Raw genomic sequence first — 16,299 nt, 5'->3', positions numbered from 1 at the left:
CCGTGGTTGACCTAAGCTCTTCTTCGGTTGATCACGCAAAGGCGTCGTGGCTTGATGGCGTATCGCCGGCCTATTGGGTGCTTGGCGTGATCCTTTTGGTGATCCCGGCCTTTGTCAGCCCGTTCGTGATGTTTCAGCTGATGGGCTGGACATTCATCCTTGGCATCATTGCATTAAGTCTGATGTTTCTGGGCGGCTACGGCGGCATGGTCAGCATGGCGCAAATGGCGTTTGCAGGGTTCGCAGGCTACATGGTCGCGATCTTTGGAACCAGCGCAGTTGTGACGATTTCGCAGGGCTGGCCATGGTGGATCGTGATCCCCTTGGCGCTGTTTTTGACGATGCTGTTTTCGACGGCAGTGGGGTGGCTCGCCGTCAGAACCGAGGGCATCTACACCATCATGATCACCCTCGCGATTGCGGCTGCGTTCTTTTACTTTACCCGCCAGAACTACGATTTGTTCAACGGCTTTCAGGGGTTCAACTCGGTCCTTCCGCCAAAGCTGTTTGGCGTAGATTGGCGCGGACCATTTGCATTTTATTACCTGACGCTGCTCTTTGCTGTGGGCTGTTACGGGTTGGTTTTGTACATCAGCCGCGCACCGTTCGGGTTGGCCTTGCAAGGCGTGCGGGACAATCCGCGCCGGATGGCCGCCCTTGGCTACAATGTCACCGCACATCGCGTCGCCGCCTATTCGTTCGCCGGATTGATGGCGGGCGTCGGAGGCATCTTGCTGACATGGCAGTCCAGTCAGATTTCGCCCGGAACAGTGGGGATTTCACCGGCAATCGACATCCTGATCATCGCGGTTATTGGCGGTTTGCGTCACCCCATCGGGCCATTCATCGGCGCGTTTATCTACGTGATCCTCAAGACCTTTGCGGTCGATATTCTGGTCAGCCTTGGCCTTGCCGGTGAACGCTTTCAGTTGGTCATCGGCATCGGATTTTTGGTGATTGTGTTCTTTTCACCGGACGGGATCTTGGGCCTTTGCGACAAGCTGAAAGCCAGCCGGAACCGTGACCCGCTAACGGGCAAAGATCGCGGGGACAACCCGCTATGAATTCAGTCGTGGCAATACCGAACGGACCAGCGGGGCAGGGGGGTGCGGGATACGCGCTGGAACTGCGCGGCGTGTCCAAGAAATTTGGCGCCTTAGAAGCGTTGGGCGGGATCAACATGTCTGTGCGGCCGGGCGAGAGGCGCGCGGTGCTTGGCTCCAACGGTGCCGGTAAAACCACGCTGTTTAACTGCATCACTGGTGATTTCCCGCCCACAACCGGCGCGATCCGTTTCTTTGGCGAGGATGTGACCGAATTTCCTGCGCAAGAACGTATTCGGCGCGGCCTACGCAGAACCTACCAAATCTCGCTATTGTTCAACGGCCTAAGCGTTCTTGATAACGTCTATCTGGCCTGTCGCGGTGTATCGCGGGGGCGGTTTTCGTTCGTGCGCCCACGCAAATCTGACGCGCTGATGCAAACGGCCGAAGAGCTGGTGGATACGGTCAACCTGTCAGCCGTCAGCCGCATGATGGTCAGCGATCTGTCCTATGGTCAGCAGCGTCAGCTCGAGATCGCGATGGCGTTGTCCGGCGCACCGCGGTTTATTCTGTTTGATGAACCGGCAGCGGGTCTGTCACCAACCGAGCGCAATGAGCTGGTTAACATCCTTGTCGGCCTGCCCGGTCACGTGGGCTACATCATCATCGAACACGACATGGATGTGGCGCTGCGTGTCAGCGACATGGTCACGATGATGCACAACGGGCGTATTTTTAAAGAAGGCAAACCCGCCGAAATCGAAGAGGATCCCGAAGTCCAAGCGCTCTATCTTGGAGGCGGCAATGAGTAACATTCTCGATGTTCGCGACCTGAATGTGTTTTACGGCCAAAGCCACGCGTTGCAGGGCGTTAACCTGTCGCTCGGCTCTGGCGTGTTGTCGGTCGTGGGCCGAAACGGCATGGGCAAAACGACTCTGTGCAAGGCGATCATGGGCTTGGTGCCGGTGCGGTCTGGAACGATCTCGTTTGGTGGTCAGTCCTTGGTCGGGCTTGGCCCCGCAGAGATCGCGCGGCTTGGCATTGGCTACGTGCCACAGGGGCGGCGGTTGTGGAAATCGCTGACGGTGGATGAGCATCTGAAACTGGTCACAACGAAGGGCGGCGATTGGTCGCCTGAACGGATTTATTCGGTGTTTCCGCGCTTGGCCGAGCGCAAGTCAAACGGCGGCGCGCAATTGTCCGGTGGCGAGCAGCAGATGCTGGCGATTGGGCGCGCGTTGTTATTGAATCCCAAGCTGTTGGTGATGGACGAGCCGACCGAAGGCTTGGCGCCTGTGATCGTCAATCAAGTGTCCGAGATGTTGGTTCAACTGGGTCGTGAGGGTGACATCGACGTGCTCGTGATCGAGCAGAACATCGGGGTTGCGACGTCAGTGGCCCAAGACGTAGCCATTATAGTGAACGGCAAGGTCAACCGGGTCATGGATGCGGGGCTTTTGGCGGCTGATCGCGATTTGCAGCAGGCGTTATTGGGGGTCGGGCGTCACGCCCATGACGAAACACCTGAAACGGCCGCGAACACGCCTGCGCCGTCCGAACCAATCGTCGATGCGGCCACCAAAATTTACTTGTCGAACCCGCGCGTGCCGACGCGCTGGAGCCCGCCAGTGCCGGTGCATGTGATCGCGCAGTCGGCGCGGACTGTGACAGCGGTGAAGTCTCCCGGAGCAGCTGTCACAGTTCCACGTGTCGCGGACACCGGACGCAACGGGGTCATCTACGTGTGCGGCACACTGGACACCAAGGGGGACGAGCTGCGGTTCATGCGCGACATCATCAAAGGGCAGGGCCTGCGCGTGGCGCTTGTTGATTTGTCGACCAGTGGCAAGCCGTCGGGCGCCGATGTGCCGCCCACGGCTGTGGCCGGTTTCCATCCGCGTGGATCAGTGGGCGTGTTTACGGATGATCGCGGCAGCGCAATGGCCGGAATGGCCATAGCGTTTGAGCGTTGGGTACGCCAGCAGCGCGATATCGCGGGTCTGGTTGGGGCCGGTGGGTCTGGTGGCACAGCGCTGGTATCGCCCGGTTTCTGCGCCGTGCCAGTGGGTGTGCCAAAGGTCATCTTATCGACCGTCGCAAGCGGTAATACCGAACAGTATGTTGGCGCGTCTGACATCACGATGTTGCATTCTGTCGCCGATGTTCAGGGGATCAATTCGATCACCCGCGAGGTGCTTGGTAACGCGGCCAATGCGGTCGCGGGAATGGTGCGAGGGCGCAAATCTGCCCACACGAGCGAGGATAAACCGGCGATTGGTTTGACGATGTTCGGGGTGACGACACCCTGTGTTCAGCAGGTCACGGCGGCGCTCGAGGCGGACTACGATTGTCTGGTGTTTCACGCCACCGGAACGGGGGGACGCGCGATGGAATCGCTGTTGTCCTCGGGCATGCTAGAGGCGGTGCTGGATCTTACCACAACCGAGGTTTGCGACCTGATTGCGGGCGGTGTGTTCGCAGCGCAAGACACCCGTTTTGACGCCATGATCACGGATGGCCGTCCCTACATCGGGGCGTGTGGTGCGCTCGATATGGTCAATTTCAACGCGCCAGAAACGGTGCCTGCCCAGTATCAGAGCCGCTTGTTTTATGAACACAATCCGCAGATCACGCTGATGCGTACGACGCCCGAAGAGAACGCACAGATGGGCCGGTTCATTGGCGAAAAGCTGAACCAGATGAACGGTGTTGTGCGGTTTTTCCTACCTGAAGGTGGTCTGTCAGCGCTGGATACGCCGGGTCAGCCATTTTGGGATCCGGCAGCGAACAAAGCGCTTTTTGACGCATTAGAAGACACGGTGCGGCCAACCGCGAACCGTCAATTGGTGCGCGTGGCGCACAACATAAATGATCCAGAATTTGCGGAGCTGATGGTCAAGACGTTTCGGTCTTTGCACACGCGCCCCGCCCAAAGGAGAGCTTAGAGCATGTTTGATCGTGACGGTCTGATGAAAGAATTCAGAGCCATGCGGGATCGTGGCGAGCCGATTATCGGCGGCGGTGCTGGCACGGGTTTGTCTGCGAAATGCGAAGAGGCGGGCGGGATCGATTTGATCGTCATCTATAACTCGGGGCGCTACCGGATGGCGGGTCGCGGATCGCTTGCGGGGCTGATGCCCTACGGCGACGCCAATGCGGTTGTCATGGAGATGGCAGGCGAGGTTTTACCGGTCGTGCATAAGACGCCGGTGCTGGCGGGTGTCTGTGCGTCCGATCCGTTCCGGTTGATGGACAAGTTTCTGGATCAGGTAAAAGACGCAGGCTTTAGTGGTGTGCAAAACTTTCCAACCGTGGGTCTGATCGATGGCAACTTTCGCGCCAACTTGGAAGAAACCGGAATGTCGTATCAGTTAGAGGTCGACATGATCGCGATGGCCCACAAAAAGGGCCTGCTGACCACACCTTATGTGTTCAACGAAGCGGATGCGGCGGCGATGGCTAAAGCGGGTGCTGATATCATCGTGGTGCATTTGGGTCTGACAACGGGCGGCGCTATCGGGGCTGAAACCGGCTGCACGTTAGAACAAGCCCCGGCCCTGACTGATGCATGGGCAAAGGCCGCGTTGGATGTGAATCCGGACGCAATTGTGCTGGTCCATGGCGGCCCCGTCGCGATGCCCGAAGACGCAGATTACGTCCTGAAAAACACACAATACTGCCACGGCTTTTACGGTGCGTCCTCGATGGAACGCTTGCCGACAGAGGTCGCACTGACGGCGCAAACACGAAAATTCAAGAAGATCGGACGCTAAGGCGTCTCGATAGGAGGAACCGATATGACCGGCGAACTGATTGGACAGTTGATCTTGTGGCTGATTATGGCCGTGATCGTAATTTTCATCCTGTATTGGGTTATGAACTGGCTGTATCGCCGCTCTACCAAAGAGATTGCCTTTGTGCGCACGGGTTTGTTTGGCGAAAAAGTCGTGATCGACAGCGGTGCGTTTGTTTGGCCAATTGTCCATGACATCACGCCGGTGAACATGAATTCGATGGACTTGCATGTGGTTCGCGAAAAGGCTGATGCGCTGATCACCAAAGACAGGATGCGGATTGATATCGAGGCATCCTTTTACGTGCGGGTTGGTCAGTCGAAAGAGGCGGTTACCTTGGCCGCATCAACGTTGGGTCGCCGCACCCTTGAACCCGAGCGCATTCACCAATTGTTGAACGGCAAATTCGTCTCGGCCTTGCGCACGGTGGCGGCTGAAACGACCATGGAAGACTTGCATGAACGTCGCGGGGAATATGTGACGCGGGTGATCGAGGCGGCGCAGGCAGGTCTGGACAAAAACGGTCTTGATCTGGAAAGCGTCGCGATCCTGGACATTGATCAATCCGACATTGCGTATTTCAACCCGTCCAACCGGTTTGACGCCGAAGGTTTGACCAGCGTGATCCAAGCCATCGAGGGACGCCGCAAACTGCGCAATGACATCGAGCAAGATACGATGCTGCAAATCCGGACGCGCAATCTGGCAGCGGAAAAAGAGACGCTTGATATTGAACGCGAAAGCGAAAACGCGCGCCTTGAGCAGGAGCGCGAAATCGAGTTCCGCCGGGCGCAACAACGCGCTGAGTTGACCTGCGAACGGTCCGAACGCGAGAAGGAAGCAGAACAAGCCAGCCTGCTGAGCCGAGAAGCCATCGAGACGTCCCGGATCGCCAATGAACAGCAGATCGCACAGGTTCGAATTGCGTCTGAAAAGGCCATTCGCACTCAAGAGATCGAGCGTCAGCAAGTGATTGATGAAGCCGAGATCGCGACCCGCGAGACCATCGAAAAGGCGCGTATTTCACAAGAGAAAGTTCTGACTGAAACGCGGATCAAATCCACGAAAGACACCGAGGCCGCAGATATCGCAGCCAAAGAAGAGATCGAGAAAGCGCGGATTGCGCAGGATCGCAATCTGACCGAGGCGCGGATCGCCAAGGATTTGGACACGCAGAGCCAAGAGATCGAGCGCAAACGCAGCGTCGATGCCGCCGAAATTGCCGCCAAAGAGGTCATCGAAAAAGCGCGGATGGCGCAGGAAAACGAGCTGTCGCAAGCACGGATCGATCTGGACCGCGTCACCCGTGAGCGTGAGATCGCGCGCGAAAAATCAGTCGAGACCGCTGACATTGCGCGCAGCAAGGCGATTGCGGCCGAGCGGATCAATTCGGACAAAGAAACCCGTGTTCTGGAAATCGAAGCCTCAGAGGCAACATCCAAAGAGTTGATCGCCCAAGAAGAACGTGTGCGAGCCTTGGAAATTGCCCGCAACGAGGCACTGGATCAGGCGGAAATCGCCAGCCGAGAAGCCATAGACAAGGCACGAATTGCGACTGAAGCACGCACGGCTCTGGAACGGATCGAAAGCGAAGAACGCACGGCGGAACGCGATCTGGCGCGGGATCAAGCGATCGCCGTGGCCAACGAGGCCCGTGCACAGGCAGTCGAAGCCAAACGCATCGCCAAAGAGAAAGCGTTGGCGGCGGATCGCATCGCGTACGAGCAAGATATGCGGGAGCGCGAGATTGCCCGCAACAAGGCCGTCGATGTCGCCAACGTTGAGGCGCAAGAGGCTGTGAAAGCTGCAAAAATCGGCGAAGACGAGCGTACCCGCGCGGCAGAAATTGCGCGTGAGCAGGCACTTGAGGCCAAGCAGTTGGACCGTAAAAAGGCGTTGGAGCAGCTTGAAATTGCCCGCGTGCAAGTGTTGCGAGAAGCCGAGATTGCCAGCCGCGAAGAGATCGAGCGCGCGCAAATTGCCTCTGAGCGAGGCCTTGATGACGCGCGCATTGGCCATCAAACAGACCGCCGCAAATTGGAGATTGGTCGCGAGAAAGCCGTCGAAGAAGCGTCGATGGAAAAAGCGATCGCTTTGTACCAAAAGTCACTGGATGAAAGTGCCGCGGCGGTTGAGGCTGAAAATGCCCGCGCCCGCGCCATTGAGGCCGCAGAAAAAGCCACAACAGCAGGCGAGGCCGAAGTGGCCAACCGCGAAAAGGCAATTGGCATGACGCAGGCCGAGTTGGTGTCAGAGCGTCAGCGCATCCATGCGGAAGGTGAAAAAATCCGGGCGGCTGTCGAGGCAGAAGCGCAAAAGCTTATCAACGAAGCCGAGAACGTGCTGTCCGACGAGGCGCGTCACAGCCTGTTCAAGCGCAAGATGTTGGAGCATGTCGAAGGCATCGTTGCGGCCTCTGCCAAGCCGCTTGAAAAGATCAACGACATCAAGATCATGCAGCTTGGAAGCGGCGGAAATGGCGGCCTAGATTTCTCGGGTGGTGGCGGGTCTGCAAACGGACCCGGCGGCGGCGGAGGAAGCCCAACCGACGAGGTCATGAATTCGGCCCTACGCTACCGCGTGCAGGCCCCGATGGTCGACAGCCTTTTGTCCGACATCGGGATTGATGGCAGCAATATCGCCAAGTCCGACATCTTCCGAAATGTCTCTGACATGACCCGTGCAAATTCTGAAATCGCGCGGGCAGAGGCTGCGAAAAAATCCAGCAAGAAGGACGATAAATAATGGCCCGTGTTTTTGTCTCATCGGTGATCAATGCCGAAGCCAGCGCCGTTTGGGAACGTATCCGCGACTTTAACGGCATGCCGTCGTGGCATCCGCGCATCCGCGATAGCCGGATCGAGGACGCGTTGCCCGCGGATAAGATCGGCGCGATCCGGAACTTTCATTTGCAAAGCGGTGATACGATCCGCGAGCAGCTGGTGGGCATGTCGGATTATGACCTGTTTTATAGCTATTCGATGTTGGAAGGCCCTATGCCGCTTTGGGATTACATCGCGACGTTGCGTCTAACCCCTGTGACCGACGGCAACCGATGCTTTGCTGAATGGTCTGCCGAGTTTGATTGCGATCCGGCGGACGCGACGGATTTACAAAACGGCATCGCCACCAATGTGTTTCAGGGCGGCTTTGATGCCCTCAAACGGCACTTCGGGGGCTAGTCAGTGGTCAAGGTCATCCGCAGCACAATTCTACCCGCGCCGGTCGAGGCCGTGTGGGATATTTTGCGCGACTTTAACGGGCACGATCAGTGGCATCCGATTGTTGCCAGCAGCCAAATCGAGCGGCGTTTGGACGCTGACCGGGTCGGATGTGTGCGCAAATTCAAGCTGCAAGATGGCGCGGAATTACGCGAACAATTGCTGGCCTTGTCGGACATGGATCTGGCGTATTCCTACTGCCTGCTCGAGACGCCAGTGCCGTTGTTTAACTACGTCAGCCATGTGCGGTTGATCCCGGTCACGGACGTGGATCACACGTTTTGGCAATGGGAAGGTCAGTTCGATACGCCACCCGATCAGCGCGAGGCGATGATAAAAATGGTGAGCGAAGAGATTTACGAAACCGGGTTCGATGCAATCCGGACAAACATGGGTTTGGAGGGCTGAATGGTCACCGTAAGCACTTTTGATACAATGAACGAGGCTGCGAGCGGGCTGTCCACGGGTAGCAAATATCTGGCCGGCGGCACGATCGTGATGCGCGCCGTAAACTTTGGTGATCAGAGCTTTCACAACATGGTGCGCGTGCGACAACCGGAGCGGGGGATTGCGAACGATACTCTGGGGCTTCGGATTGGTGCGGCGACGACGATGGCTGATGTTTTGGCCAGTCGAGAGCTGGATTTTCTGCACCCGGTGGCGCGCTCGATCGGTGGCCCTGCGATCCGCAACATGGGCACTGTCGGCGGCAACCTGTTTGCGCAAAACCCCTACGGCGACATGGCTGCGGCGTTGCTGGCGCTGGATGCCCAAGTGGTGATGGTGAACGGGCAAGTGCGCCCAATTGAAGCGTTTCTGGCGGAGAGGGATCACACCCGCGATCTGGTCGCGGCGATTTCTGTTCCACGTCCGCAACCCGGTACGTTCAAATATGCCAAGGTCTCAAGGGTGAAACCCAAGGGCGTGGCCGTCCTGACAATCTCGGTGTTGTTGCGCAGCGGCGATCCACGGGTGGTCTACGGCAATATGGGGCCAACAGCATTACGTGCAAAAGCGGCCGAACGCGCACTGGCTCAAGGCAGCAATCCGACCGCAATCGACGCGGCCTGTGCGGTCTGTACCGACGGGTTGTCGCCGGCCGAAGATGCGCTGTCCAGCGCGTGGTACCGCACCGAGGTCGCGCCGGTACATTTACGTCGATTACTGACAAACGGAGGGCTGCGCTGATGGCAAAGACACCGATTACGTTCATGCTAAACGACGCGGAAAAAGCGCTGTTTGTTGATGATGGCGCCGCTTTGATTGACGTGCTGCGGCGCGGGGCAGGGGATCTAACGCCCAAACAAGGCTGCGCCCAAGGCACCTGTGGGGCGTGCACCGTTTTGATCGACGGCGTGCCACATCTGTCCTGCCTGACTTTGGCGGAAACCGTCGAGGGCAAGCGGATCGACACGACAGGTGGGCTTGCTAGCGGGCCAAATCTGCATGCGTTGCAGGACGCGTTTATCAGCGGGTTTGCGGCGCAATGCGGGTTTTGCACATCCGGCATGTTGATGTCGGCCAAAGAGCTGCTTGATGCCAATCCCAATCCCACGCGCGATGACGTTATCGAAGCGATTTCCGGCAATCTGTGCCGCTGCACGGGCTACGAGCCGATCGTAGACGCAATTCTAGCAGCAGCCGTGCGGTTGCAAGGAAGGAGCGCCTAATGGACAGCACCATCGAGTTTCGCAAAGACCTGTTCGCGGATGAGCGTGACGACAATCTTAAAGAAATCGGGAAGCCCACGATCCGTCAGGATATTTTGGGCCATGTAACCGGACGTACCCCGTATTACGATGATCACCTGTTTGACGGAATGTTACACATGCGGGCGGTGCGCAGCCCGCATCATCACGCTCAGATTACGTCGATTGATACGTCTGCCGCGGAAACCATGCCCGGTGTGCGCAAGGTTGCGACGGCAAAAGACGTGCCGAATAATCTAAACACTTTGCTCGCGCTCATTGGTTTTGGTCGCGACGACGAACCGTTGTGCGCCCATGACAAAGTGCGCTACGTCGGCGAGGCCGTGGCGTGGGTGATTGCCGACACGGAACGCCAGGCGCGTGACGCCGTCGCCAAGGTCAATGTCAGCTACAACGTTCTGCCACATGTTTTGGACGTAGAAGAAGCAATTGCGCCGGGTGCGCCCGTGGTCAACGAAGTTTATCCGAATAACACGTTTGATTATCACGCGAAATACGACCACCAGAAACTGCGTTTTGGCGACGTGAATGCAGCCTTCGCGCGGGCCGATCACATCATTGAGGCCGAATACCAGATGTCGCCGATCGAGCAGGCGCCGATTGAAACCTGCGGTGCGATTGCGGCCCCTGAAACCAACGATCGGTTTGTGTGCTACACCAATACTCAAGCGCTGTTTTTCTCGCTTGGAACCACGGCCAAGCTGCTGGATATCGCGTCTTCGCGCTTGCATTTCGTGGGTGGCACCGCAGGTGGCGGATTCGGCGGTAAGGTGGATTCTGTCGTGGAACCGACGGCGGTTTTGGGTTCGATGCTGACCGGAAAGCCCGTGAAGTTTGCATGGGACCGCTATGAGGAAATGCAAGTCGGCGCCCCACGCGGCGGCGAGCGGTGGCGCCTTAAGGACGGCGTGATGAACGACGGCACGATCATCGCCCGAGAATTCACCGGCTTTTTCGACAGCGGCGCCTACATGCGGCTTTCTCCCTATGCGATCATCAAGGGGACGGGGCATTTGCCGGGGCCTTATACGATCCCGAACGTTGCATCGAACGTCTATTGTTGCATCACGAACCGCACGCCCGCGACGGCAATGCGCGGCTTTGGGATCACGGCTGTGGACTTTGCGATTGAATGTCAGATGGACCGCGTAGCCGAAGCCGTTGGCATGAACCCGATCGAGCTGCGGATCATGAACGCCTATCGCGATGGCGACATCAAGGCGCACCGGCGCAAGGCCAAGAACACTGCGTTGATCGAATGCTGTCAGGTGGCGGCGGGCAAAGCGGGATGGGCGATTTCTGCGGATGCAGCGGCGCAATCTTCGTTGGTGGGTGGCGGCGCAGATCGCGCTGTGATCCCCGAAACAGTCACCGACCAAGAAGGCCGGATCGGGGAGCGACGCCAAGGACGTGTCGCCAGCACTAGCCCAAGCAAACAGCCTACCGGACGCGTGGCCGCCGGTGTTCATGGCGAAACCAAAGTGGCCGCCCCGGTGCAAAACCCTGACATGCAAATTGATGCGGACCGGATCGGACATAAAATGGGGGCATCTGATGCTGTTTTGCCTGCAACCCCTGTAACTTCTGCTGTTCCAGTTGCGCCACGACCTGCTGCGCCTCCGGTCGCGGCGACGCCAGTGGTGACGCCGACTTATGTTGCGCCAGCTGCCGCTCCGGTTGCGCCCACACCTGCCCCTGCTGACGGCCGCAAACCTTATGAGCCAAAACCCTACGCGCGAAGTGCGCGACCGGGCAGTTCATCCTTCACTTCTGGTTACCGGAGACGTTGATATGACCATTCACAAAGGACGCGGTTTTGCCTGCATCAACTATCCCATTGGTATGAACTTGGGTGGTGATCCTAGCCAAGCGCTGGTGCACTCAACGCCGGATGGAAAGTTTATGGTGGCGCTGTCGTCGATTGATCTGGGTCAGGGGATGAAATCCGTCACCCGCCAGATTGCGTCCGAAACTCTGGGCGTTCCGGTAGAGGACGTCTACGTCGATACCGCCGACAGTGATACCGGCCCGCATTGCATGGGATCGTTTGCCTCGCGTGGGACGCACCGTGTGGGCAATGCGGTGATCCGTGCCGCAGCCGAGGCGCGCGCGCAGATGATGGAAGCCGCCGCTGAAGAACTAGAGGTGAACGCGTCAGACCTTGATACCGACGGGGCGGGCAACATTCACGTAAAGGGGGCACCGTCGCGGTCAATCACAGTGGCTGACACGGCAATCGCAGCACAGTTCAAGCAAGGTCGCACGCTGTCGGGACGCGGAATTTTCCTGATCCCGCCAAATGAAGCTGACCCTGAAACCGGCGACATGACCCCGGTGACCTGCTTTGCCCATGCGGCACTTGTGATTGATTTAGAGGTGGACGACGAGACCGGTGAAGTGGTCGTGACGCAGATAAATTCGGCCTACGAAGTCGGGCGCGCGTTGAACCCTAAACTGGTTGAGCAGCAGTTGATCGGGGGTGCATGGATGGGCGTTTCCCACGCGCTGTACGAAACGACAGAGCCGTATTATCCGCGACGGGAACATGGTCCAGAGGACTTTAACACCTATCTGCAACCGGGGCCGGCGCAGACTGTCCCGCATCACATCGCGGTTTTGGAACGCCCTGCCGAGGACGCGCCGTTTGGCGGTAAAGGCCCCGGCGAAATGTGCGCAAACCCGGTATTGCCCGGCATCGCCAACGCGATTTTCAACGCTGTCGGGATCAGGTGCGACTACTTGCCGATCACGCCTGAAAAGGTGCTGAAAGGCATTCGCGACAACGGCGGTGCACAGCCAAAAGGTCTCCCTGCCTGATGGCTGTCATGCCAAATATCGCAGGGATCGGTGATCCGCCAGCGCTGCAAAAAGCGTTAACTGACGCGCAGTATTTGGCTGATGATGCATTGGCCACAGCGAGTTATCTGGCGCTGGCGTTGGGCAAACCGATGCTGCTAGAAGGCGCGCCCGGTGTTGGCAAAACCGAGGCTGCAAAGGCGCTTGGCGGTGTTTTGGGGCGCAATGTTGTGCGTTTGCAATGCTACGAGGGGATCGATGCGGCGGCCGCACTCTATGAATGGAATTACCCGCGTCAAATGTTGGCGATCCGGCAGGCGGGGGATGAGCTTGTAAACCTCTACGGCGAGGATTTTTTACTGGAGCGCCCGTTGTTGCAGGTTCTGCGCAACCCCACGCGGACCTTGCTGTTGATCGACGAAATTGACCGCGCGGATCATGAGTTCGAGGCGTTCCTGCTGGAGTTTTTGTCGGACTTCACAATCTCGATCCCAGAAACCGGCACTGTGCGCGCGACCCAGCCGCCGGTGGTTGTTTTGACCTCAAACCGGACGCGGGATTTGAACGAAGCGTTGCGGCGCCGGTGTGTGTATCATTGGATCGATTATCCCGATGCAGCACTTGAGGCGCAGATCGTGATGACGCGGGCCAGCACGGTGGCGCAAGCCACGGCGCATGCGGTTGTCGCAAGCGTTGGCATGTTGCGCCAAGAGCCGTTGACCAAACCGCCCGGCGTCGCCGAAACCGTTGAATGGGCCGAGGCCGCGACATTGCTTAACAGTCAAGGCACGCGGTGGCCCGAAGCGTTCAAACGTTCAATCGGAGTGGCGCTAAAAGATCATGACGACCTGACCTACATCGCGGACAGGTTGTCGACGATCCTACCGGGAGAAGCAGCATGACATTGCCGCGCGCCCTTGATCCGTTCATCCGGTTTTCACAGCAATTGCGTGGGGCAGGTTTTGCGATTTCGCCGGATCAAACTTCTGATTTCATTGCAAGTGTTGGCATTCTGGGTCCGCGCGACATGACCGATATTTACCGTTCTGGGCGCGCAGTTTATGCGATCGTGCCTGAGCGGGTTGCGGAATATGACGCCTTGTTTCGAGCGGTGTTTCTGGATCAGGTTATCCAAGCGCCTACGGATGGTGACGAGGATGACGATCTGGAGGCCTACGAGCCGACAGGCGAAAGCCACGAGATTGAGGCGGCAGAAGATGAAAGCGAAATAGGAGCCGAGGCAACAGCGCTCGAACGGCTTGGCCAACGGACGCTGTCGCGGGGCAGCGAAGACGCGGTACGCCGGCTTGTTCGCGAGGCCCCGAACACGTTGCCGCGACGGTTGTCCTACCGACGGCGTCCGGCCAAATCCGGCACTCAGATCGACATGCGCCGCAGTTTGCGTGACGCCGCCAAGCGCGACGGCGAGGTGCTGAAACTGTTCGAGAGCAAACGCAAAACGCGTCAACGGCGGGTGCTGATGCTGATCGACGTGTCAGGTTCAATGAAGGACCGGTCAGAGGAATTATTGCGTCTGGCGCATGCAGTTGTGCAGACGGCGGATCATACCGAAGTGTTCACACTGGGCACCCGGTTGACGCGGATCACACAGGCACTGAAACCTGCCGATCGGGGGCTGGCCTTGGGGCGTGTTGCGCAGGCAATCGCGGATTTTGACGGTGGCACGCGGATCGGTGACGCGCTCACGGCTTTCCTGTCGGTGCCGCGCTATGCGGGGTGCGCGCGCGGGGCTGCGGTGATCGTTTTGTCTGACGGGTTAGAACGCGGAACACCGGATGTGATGATCGACGCAGTGCGGCGTTTGTCGCGCAGCGCTTGGCGGCTGGATTGGTTAACACCCTTGGCCGTTGATCCAGATTACGCCCCCGTCACTGCTGGCTTGGCGGCCGTTTTACCAGTGCTCGACCATTTGGGCGACGGCAATTCAGCGGCGGCAGTAACAGAGCACATCCTAACAATGGCGAGGCGCATATGATCGACGCACACCACCACATTTGGCGGCAAAAAGACCTGCCTTGGTTGATGGGGCCAGAGCAACCTAGGATTTTTGGGCCCTACGCGGCGATCATGCGCGACTACGGCACGCGGGAATTTCTGGCTGATATTGCAGGAACCGGTGTGACCAAAACCGTCTATATTCAGGTGAATTGGGCCCGCGAACAGTTCGAGGACGAAGTCGCGTGGGTCAGCGATGAAGCCGCCGAACACGGCACAATTAGCGGTATCGTGGGCTATGCGGATTTCACCGGCGATGACACGCGCGCGCAGTTGGACCGGTTGAAAAAATACCCGCTGATGCGCGGGATAAGACAGCAATTTCATTGGCACGAAAACCCGATGTACAAGTTCGCGCAAGTTCCGAATTTGTGCCGTGATCCGTTGGTGCAACGCAATGTGGCGATGCTGGGGGATTATGGCTGGTCGTTTGATCTACAGGTGTTTTCGGGTCAGATGGAAGGTGCTGCAGAGCTGGCGCAGGCCTGCCCGAATGTGCCGTTTATTTTGCAACACGCGGGCATGAAGGAAGACACGTCTGCGGCGGGGCAGGCGGCTTGGTCGGACGGGATGAAGCGGTTGGCGCAATGCCCGAACGTGTTCAGCAAGCTGTCGGGTTTTGGCACGTTCATCCACCGCAATGACCGGAATTTCATCACACAAATGGTGGCTGATACGACGGCTATTTTTGGGGCGGATCGCTGCATGTATGGCTCTAATTACCCGATCGAAAAACTGTGGACGAGTTACACCGCCCTGTTTCATGCCTTTCAAGACGCAACCAAAGACATGCCAAAAGCGCAACGCGACGCGATTTTTCACGACACCGCAGCGCGGGTTTACCGGCTGACATAAAGGGGGACTAAATATGGCTTTAGAGATCCACGTGCTCGACTTGGGCGATATCGAACTGGAGACCAGTTTTCTGGTGTTGGGTCATGACTGCGGTCGTGTAAAACGGGTGCCGGTTTACGGCTTTTTGATCACAGGGGGCGAATATCCGATTCTGGTCGACACCGGTTACCGCGACAATGCGATCATGGAAAGCCTAGGCATGCGCGGGCTGCAAAACCACGACAATATGATCGAGCAGCAGCTTGCTAAGCATGGTCTGCGCGTGGGCGACATTCGTTACATTTTACACACGCATCTACACATCGATCATGCGGGCCAAGACGACAAATTCCCGATGAACACCACCGTGGTTTTGAACCGCCGCGAAATGGAATTCAGCGTCTCGGGCATCATGTATCCGCAATATCCCAAGCCTGACATCAAGCACCTTGTTGACCGGATTTACGAACCCGAAGCGATCCGTTTTCTGGACCTCGACATCACCGGCGCAGAAGAGATTATCCCCGGCGTTTGGTGTGAACACGCAGGTGCGCACACAGAAGGGTCGATGAATGTCATCGTAGAAACGCTCGAAGGATTGGCGTGCATTTGCGGCGATGTCATTTACGATTTCAACGACCAGATCGTGAACCACGTGAACACCAACAACTGGATGGAACCACGGGTGACGGGCAATCATTCGCAGTCCAAGCGTGAGGAAAAAGGCGCGATCAAGAAGCTGCTGAACAACTACACGTTCTTACTGCCGATCCACGACAAACCGGCCAAGATCGAACGTCAAAAAGTGGTGGGACGATTAGGAATGAAAGTGCCCGGCCCGCTGAGCGAAACGCTGCCGGACCGGCCTTGGTTTCCGGTATAGAG

Annotated in this window: 15 protein-coding genes; all 15 read left to right on the top strand. The window is 57.9% G+C overall.

Going from position 1 to position 16,299, the window contains the following annotated elements; genetic code table 11:
- Positions 1 to 2: 2 nt before the first annotated feature.
- Genes ACFIO0_RS21305 through ACFIO0_RS21235 form a run of 15 tightly spaced genes read left to right on the top strand, consistent with a single transcriptional unit; the run spans position 3 to position 16,297 of the window.
- Positions 3 to 1,064, top strand: a complete 1,062-nt coding sequence (locus ACFIO0_RS21305) for a branched-chain amino acid ABC transporter permease (protein ID WP_390915527.1) — start codon at positions 3 to 5, stop codon at positions 1,062 to 1,064.
- Positions 1,061 to 1,855 carry an ATP-binding cassette domain-containing protein gene (locus ACFIO0_RS21300; RefSeq protein ID WP_390915526.1) on the top strand — a complete coding sequence of 265 codons (795 nt, stop codon included), beginning with the start codon at positions 1,061 to 1,063 and terminating at the stop codon, positions 1,853 to 1,855. The genes ACFIO0_RS21305 and ACFIO0_RS21300 overlap by 4 nt, the downstream gene beginning before the upstream one ends.
- The gene (locus ACFIO0_RS21295) at positions 1,848 to 3,989 is read left to right on the top strand and encodes a Tm-1-like ATP-binding domain-containing protein (protein ID WP_390915525.1); all 2,142 of its coding nucleotides are present in this window, start codon (positions 1,848 to 1,850) and stop codon (positions 3,987 to 3,989) included. The genes ACFIO0_RS21300 and ACFIO0_RS21295 overlap by 8 nt, the downstream gene beginning before the upstream one ends.
- A 3-nt stretch (positions 3,990 to 3,992) precedes the next feature.
- Positions 3,993 to 4,817: a phosphoenolpyruvate hydrolase family protein gene (locus ACFIO0_RS21290; protein ID WP_390915524.1), complete on the top strand. Its 825-nt coding sequence runs from the start codon at positions 3,993 to 3,995 to the stop codon at positions 4,815 to 4,817.
- 24 nt (positions 4,818 to 4,841) lie between these two features.
- A complete protein-coding gene (locus ACFIO0_RS21285) occupies positions 4,842 to 7,583 on the top strand; it encodes a flotillin domain-containing protein (protein WP_390915523.1) in 2,742 nt (913 codons plus the stop codon).
- Positions 7,583 to 8,020, top strand: a complete 438-nt coding sequence (locus ACFIO0_RS21280; RefSeq protein WP_390915522.1) for an SRPBCC family protein — start codon at positions 7,583 to 7,585, stop codon at positions 8,018 to 8,020. Before ACFIO0_RS21285 ends, ACFIO0_RS21280 begins: the two co-directional genes overlap by 1 nt.
- A 3-nt stretch (positions 8,021 to 8,023) precedes the next feature.
- Entirely contained in the window at positions 8,024 to 8,467 is a 444-nt protein-coding gene (locus ACFIO0_RS21275) for an SRPBCC family protein (protein WP_390915521.1), read from the top strand.
- On the top strand, positions 8,468 to 9,247 hold the full coding sequence (locus ACFIO0_RS21270) for an FAD binding domain-containing protein (protein WP_390915520.1): 780 nt from the start codon (positions 8,468 to 8,470) through the stop codon (positions 9,245 to 9,247).
- On the top strand, positions 9,247 to 9,729 hold the full coding sequence (locus ACFIO0_RS21265; RefSeq protein ID WP_390915519.1) for a 2Fe-2S iron-sulfur cluster-binding protein: 483 nt from the start codon (positions 9,247 to 9,249) through the stop codon (positions 9,727 to 9,729). The genes ACFIO0_RS21270 and ACFIO0_RS21265 overlap by 1 nt, the downstream gene beginning before the upstream one ends.
- On the top strand, positions 9,729 to 11,558 hold the full coding sequence (locus tag ACFIO0_RS21260) for a molybdopterin cofactor-binding domain-containing protein (protein ID WP_390915518.1): 1,830 nt from the start codon (positions 9,729 to 9,731) through the stop codon (positions 11,556 to 11,558). The genes ACFIO0_RS21265 and ACFIO0_RS21260 overlap by 1 nt, the downstream gene beginning before the upstream one ends.
- A 1-nt stretch (position 11,559) precedes the next feature.
- Positions 11,560 to 12,585 carry a molybdopterin cofactor-binding domain-containing protein gene (locus ACFIO0_RS21255; protein ID WP_390915517.1) on the top strand — a complete coding sequence of 342 codons (1,026 nt, stop codon included), beginning with the start codon at positions 11,560 to 11,562 and terminating at the stop codon, positions 12,583 to 12,585.
- Positions 12,585 to 13,466: an AAA family ATPase gene (locus ACFIO0_RS21250; RefSeq protein WP_390915516.1), complete on the top strand. Its 882-nt coding sequence runs from the start codon at positions 12,585 to 12,587 to the stop codon at positions 13,464 to 13,466. Before ACFIO0_RS21255 ends, ACFIO0_RS21250 begins: the two co-directional genes overlap by 1 nt.
- Positions 13,463 to 14,560, top strand: coding sequence for a VWA domain-containing protein (locus ACFIO0_RS21245; protein WP_390915515.1), 1,098 nt, complete (start codon positions 13,463 to 13,465; stop codon positions 14,558 to 14,560). The genes ACFIO0_RS21250 and ACFIO0_RS21245 overlap by 4 nt, the downstream gene beginning before the upstream one ends.
- Positions 14,557 to 15,435 (top strand): amidohydrolase family protein, encoded by an 879-nt coding sequence (locus tag ACFIO0_RS21240; protein ID WP_390915514.1) that lies wholly within the window; start codon positions 14,557 to 14,559, stop codon positions 15,433 to 15,435. Before ACFIO0_RS21245 ends, ACFIO0_RS21240 begins: the two co-directional genes overlap by 4 nt.
- A gap of 13 nt (positions 15,436 to 15,448) precedes the next feature.
- Complete coding sequence (locus tag ACFIO0_RS21235) at positions 15,449 to 16,297, top strand: MBL fold metallo-hydrolase (RefSeq protein WP_390915513.1); 849 nt, start codon at positions 15,449 to 15,451, stop codon at positions 16,295 to 16,297.
- Positions 16,298 to 16,299: the final 2 nt, after the last annotated feature.

This window comes from Pseudosulfitobacter sp. SM2401 (assembly GCF_042932805.1).
Lineage (GTDB): Bacteria > Pseudomonadota > Alphaproteobacteria > Rhodobacterales > Rhodobacteraceae > Ascidiaceihabitans.
Note: the sequence above shows the minus strand (reverse complement) of the source record. Positions and strands in the feature narration are given on the sequence as shown.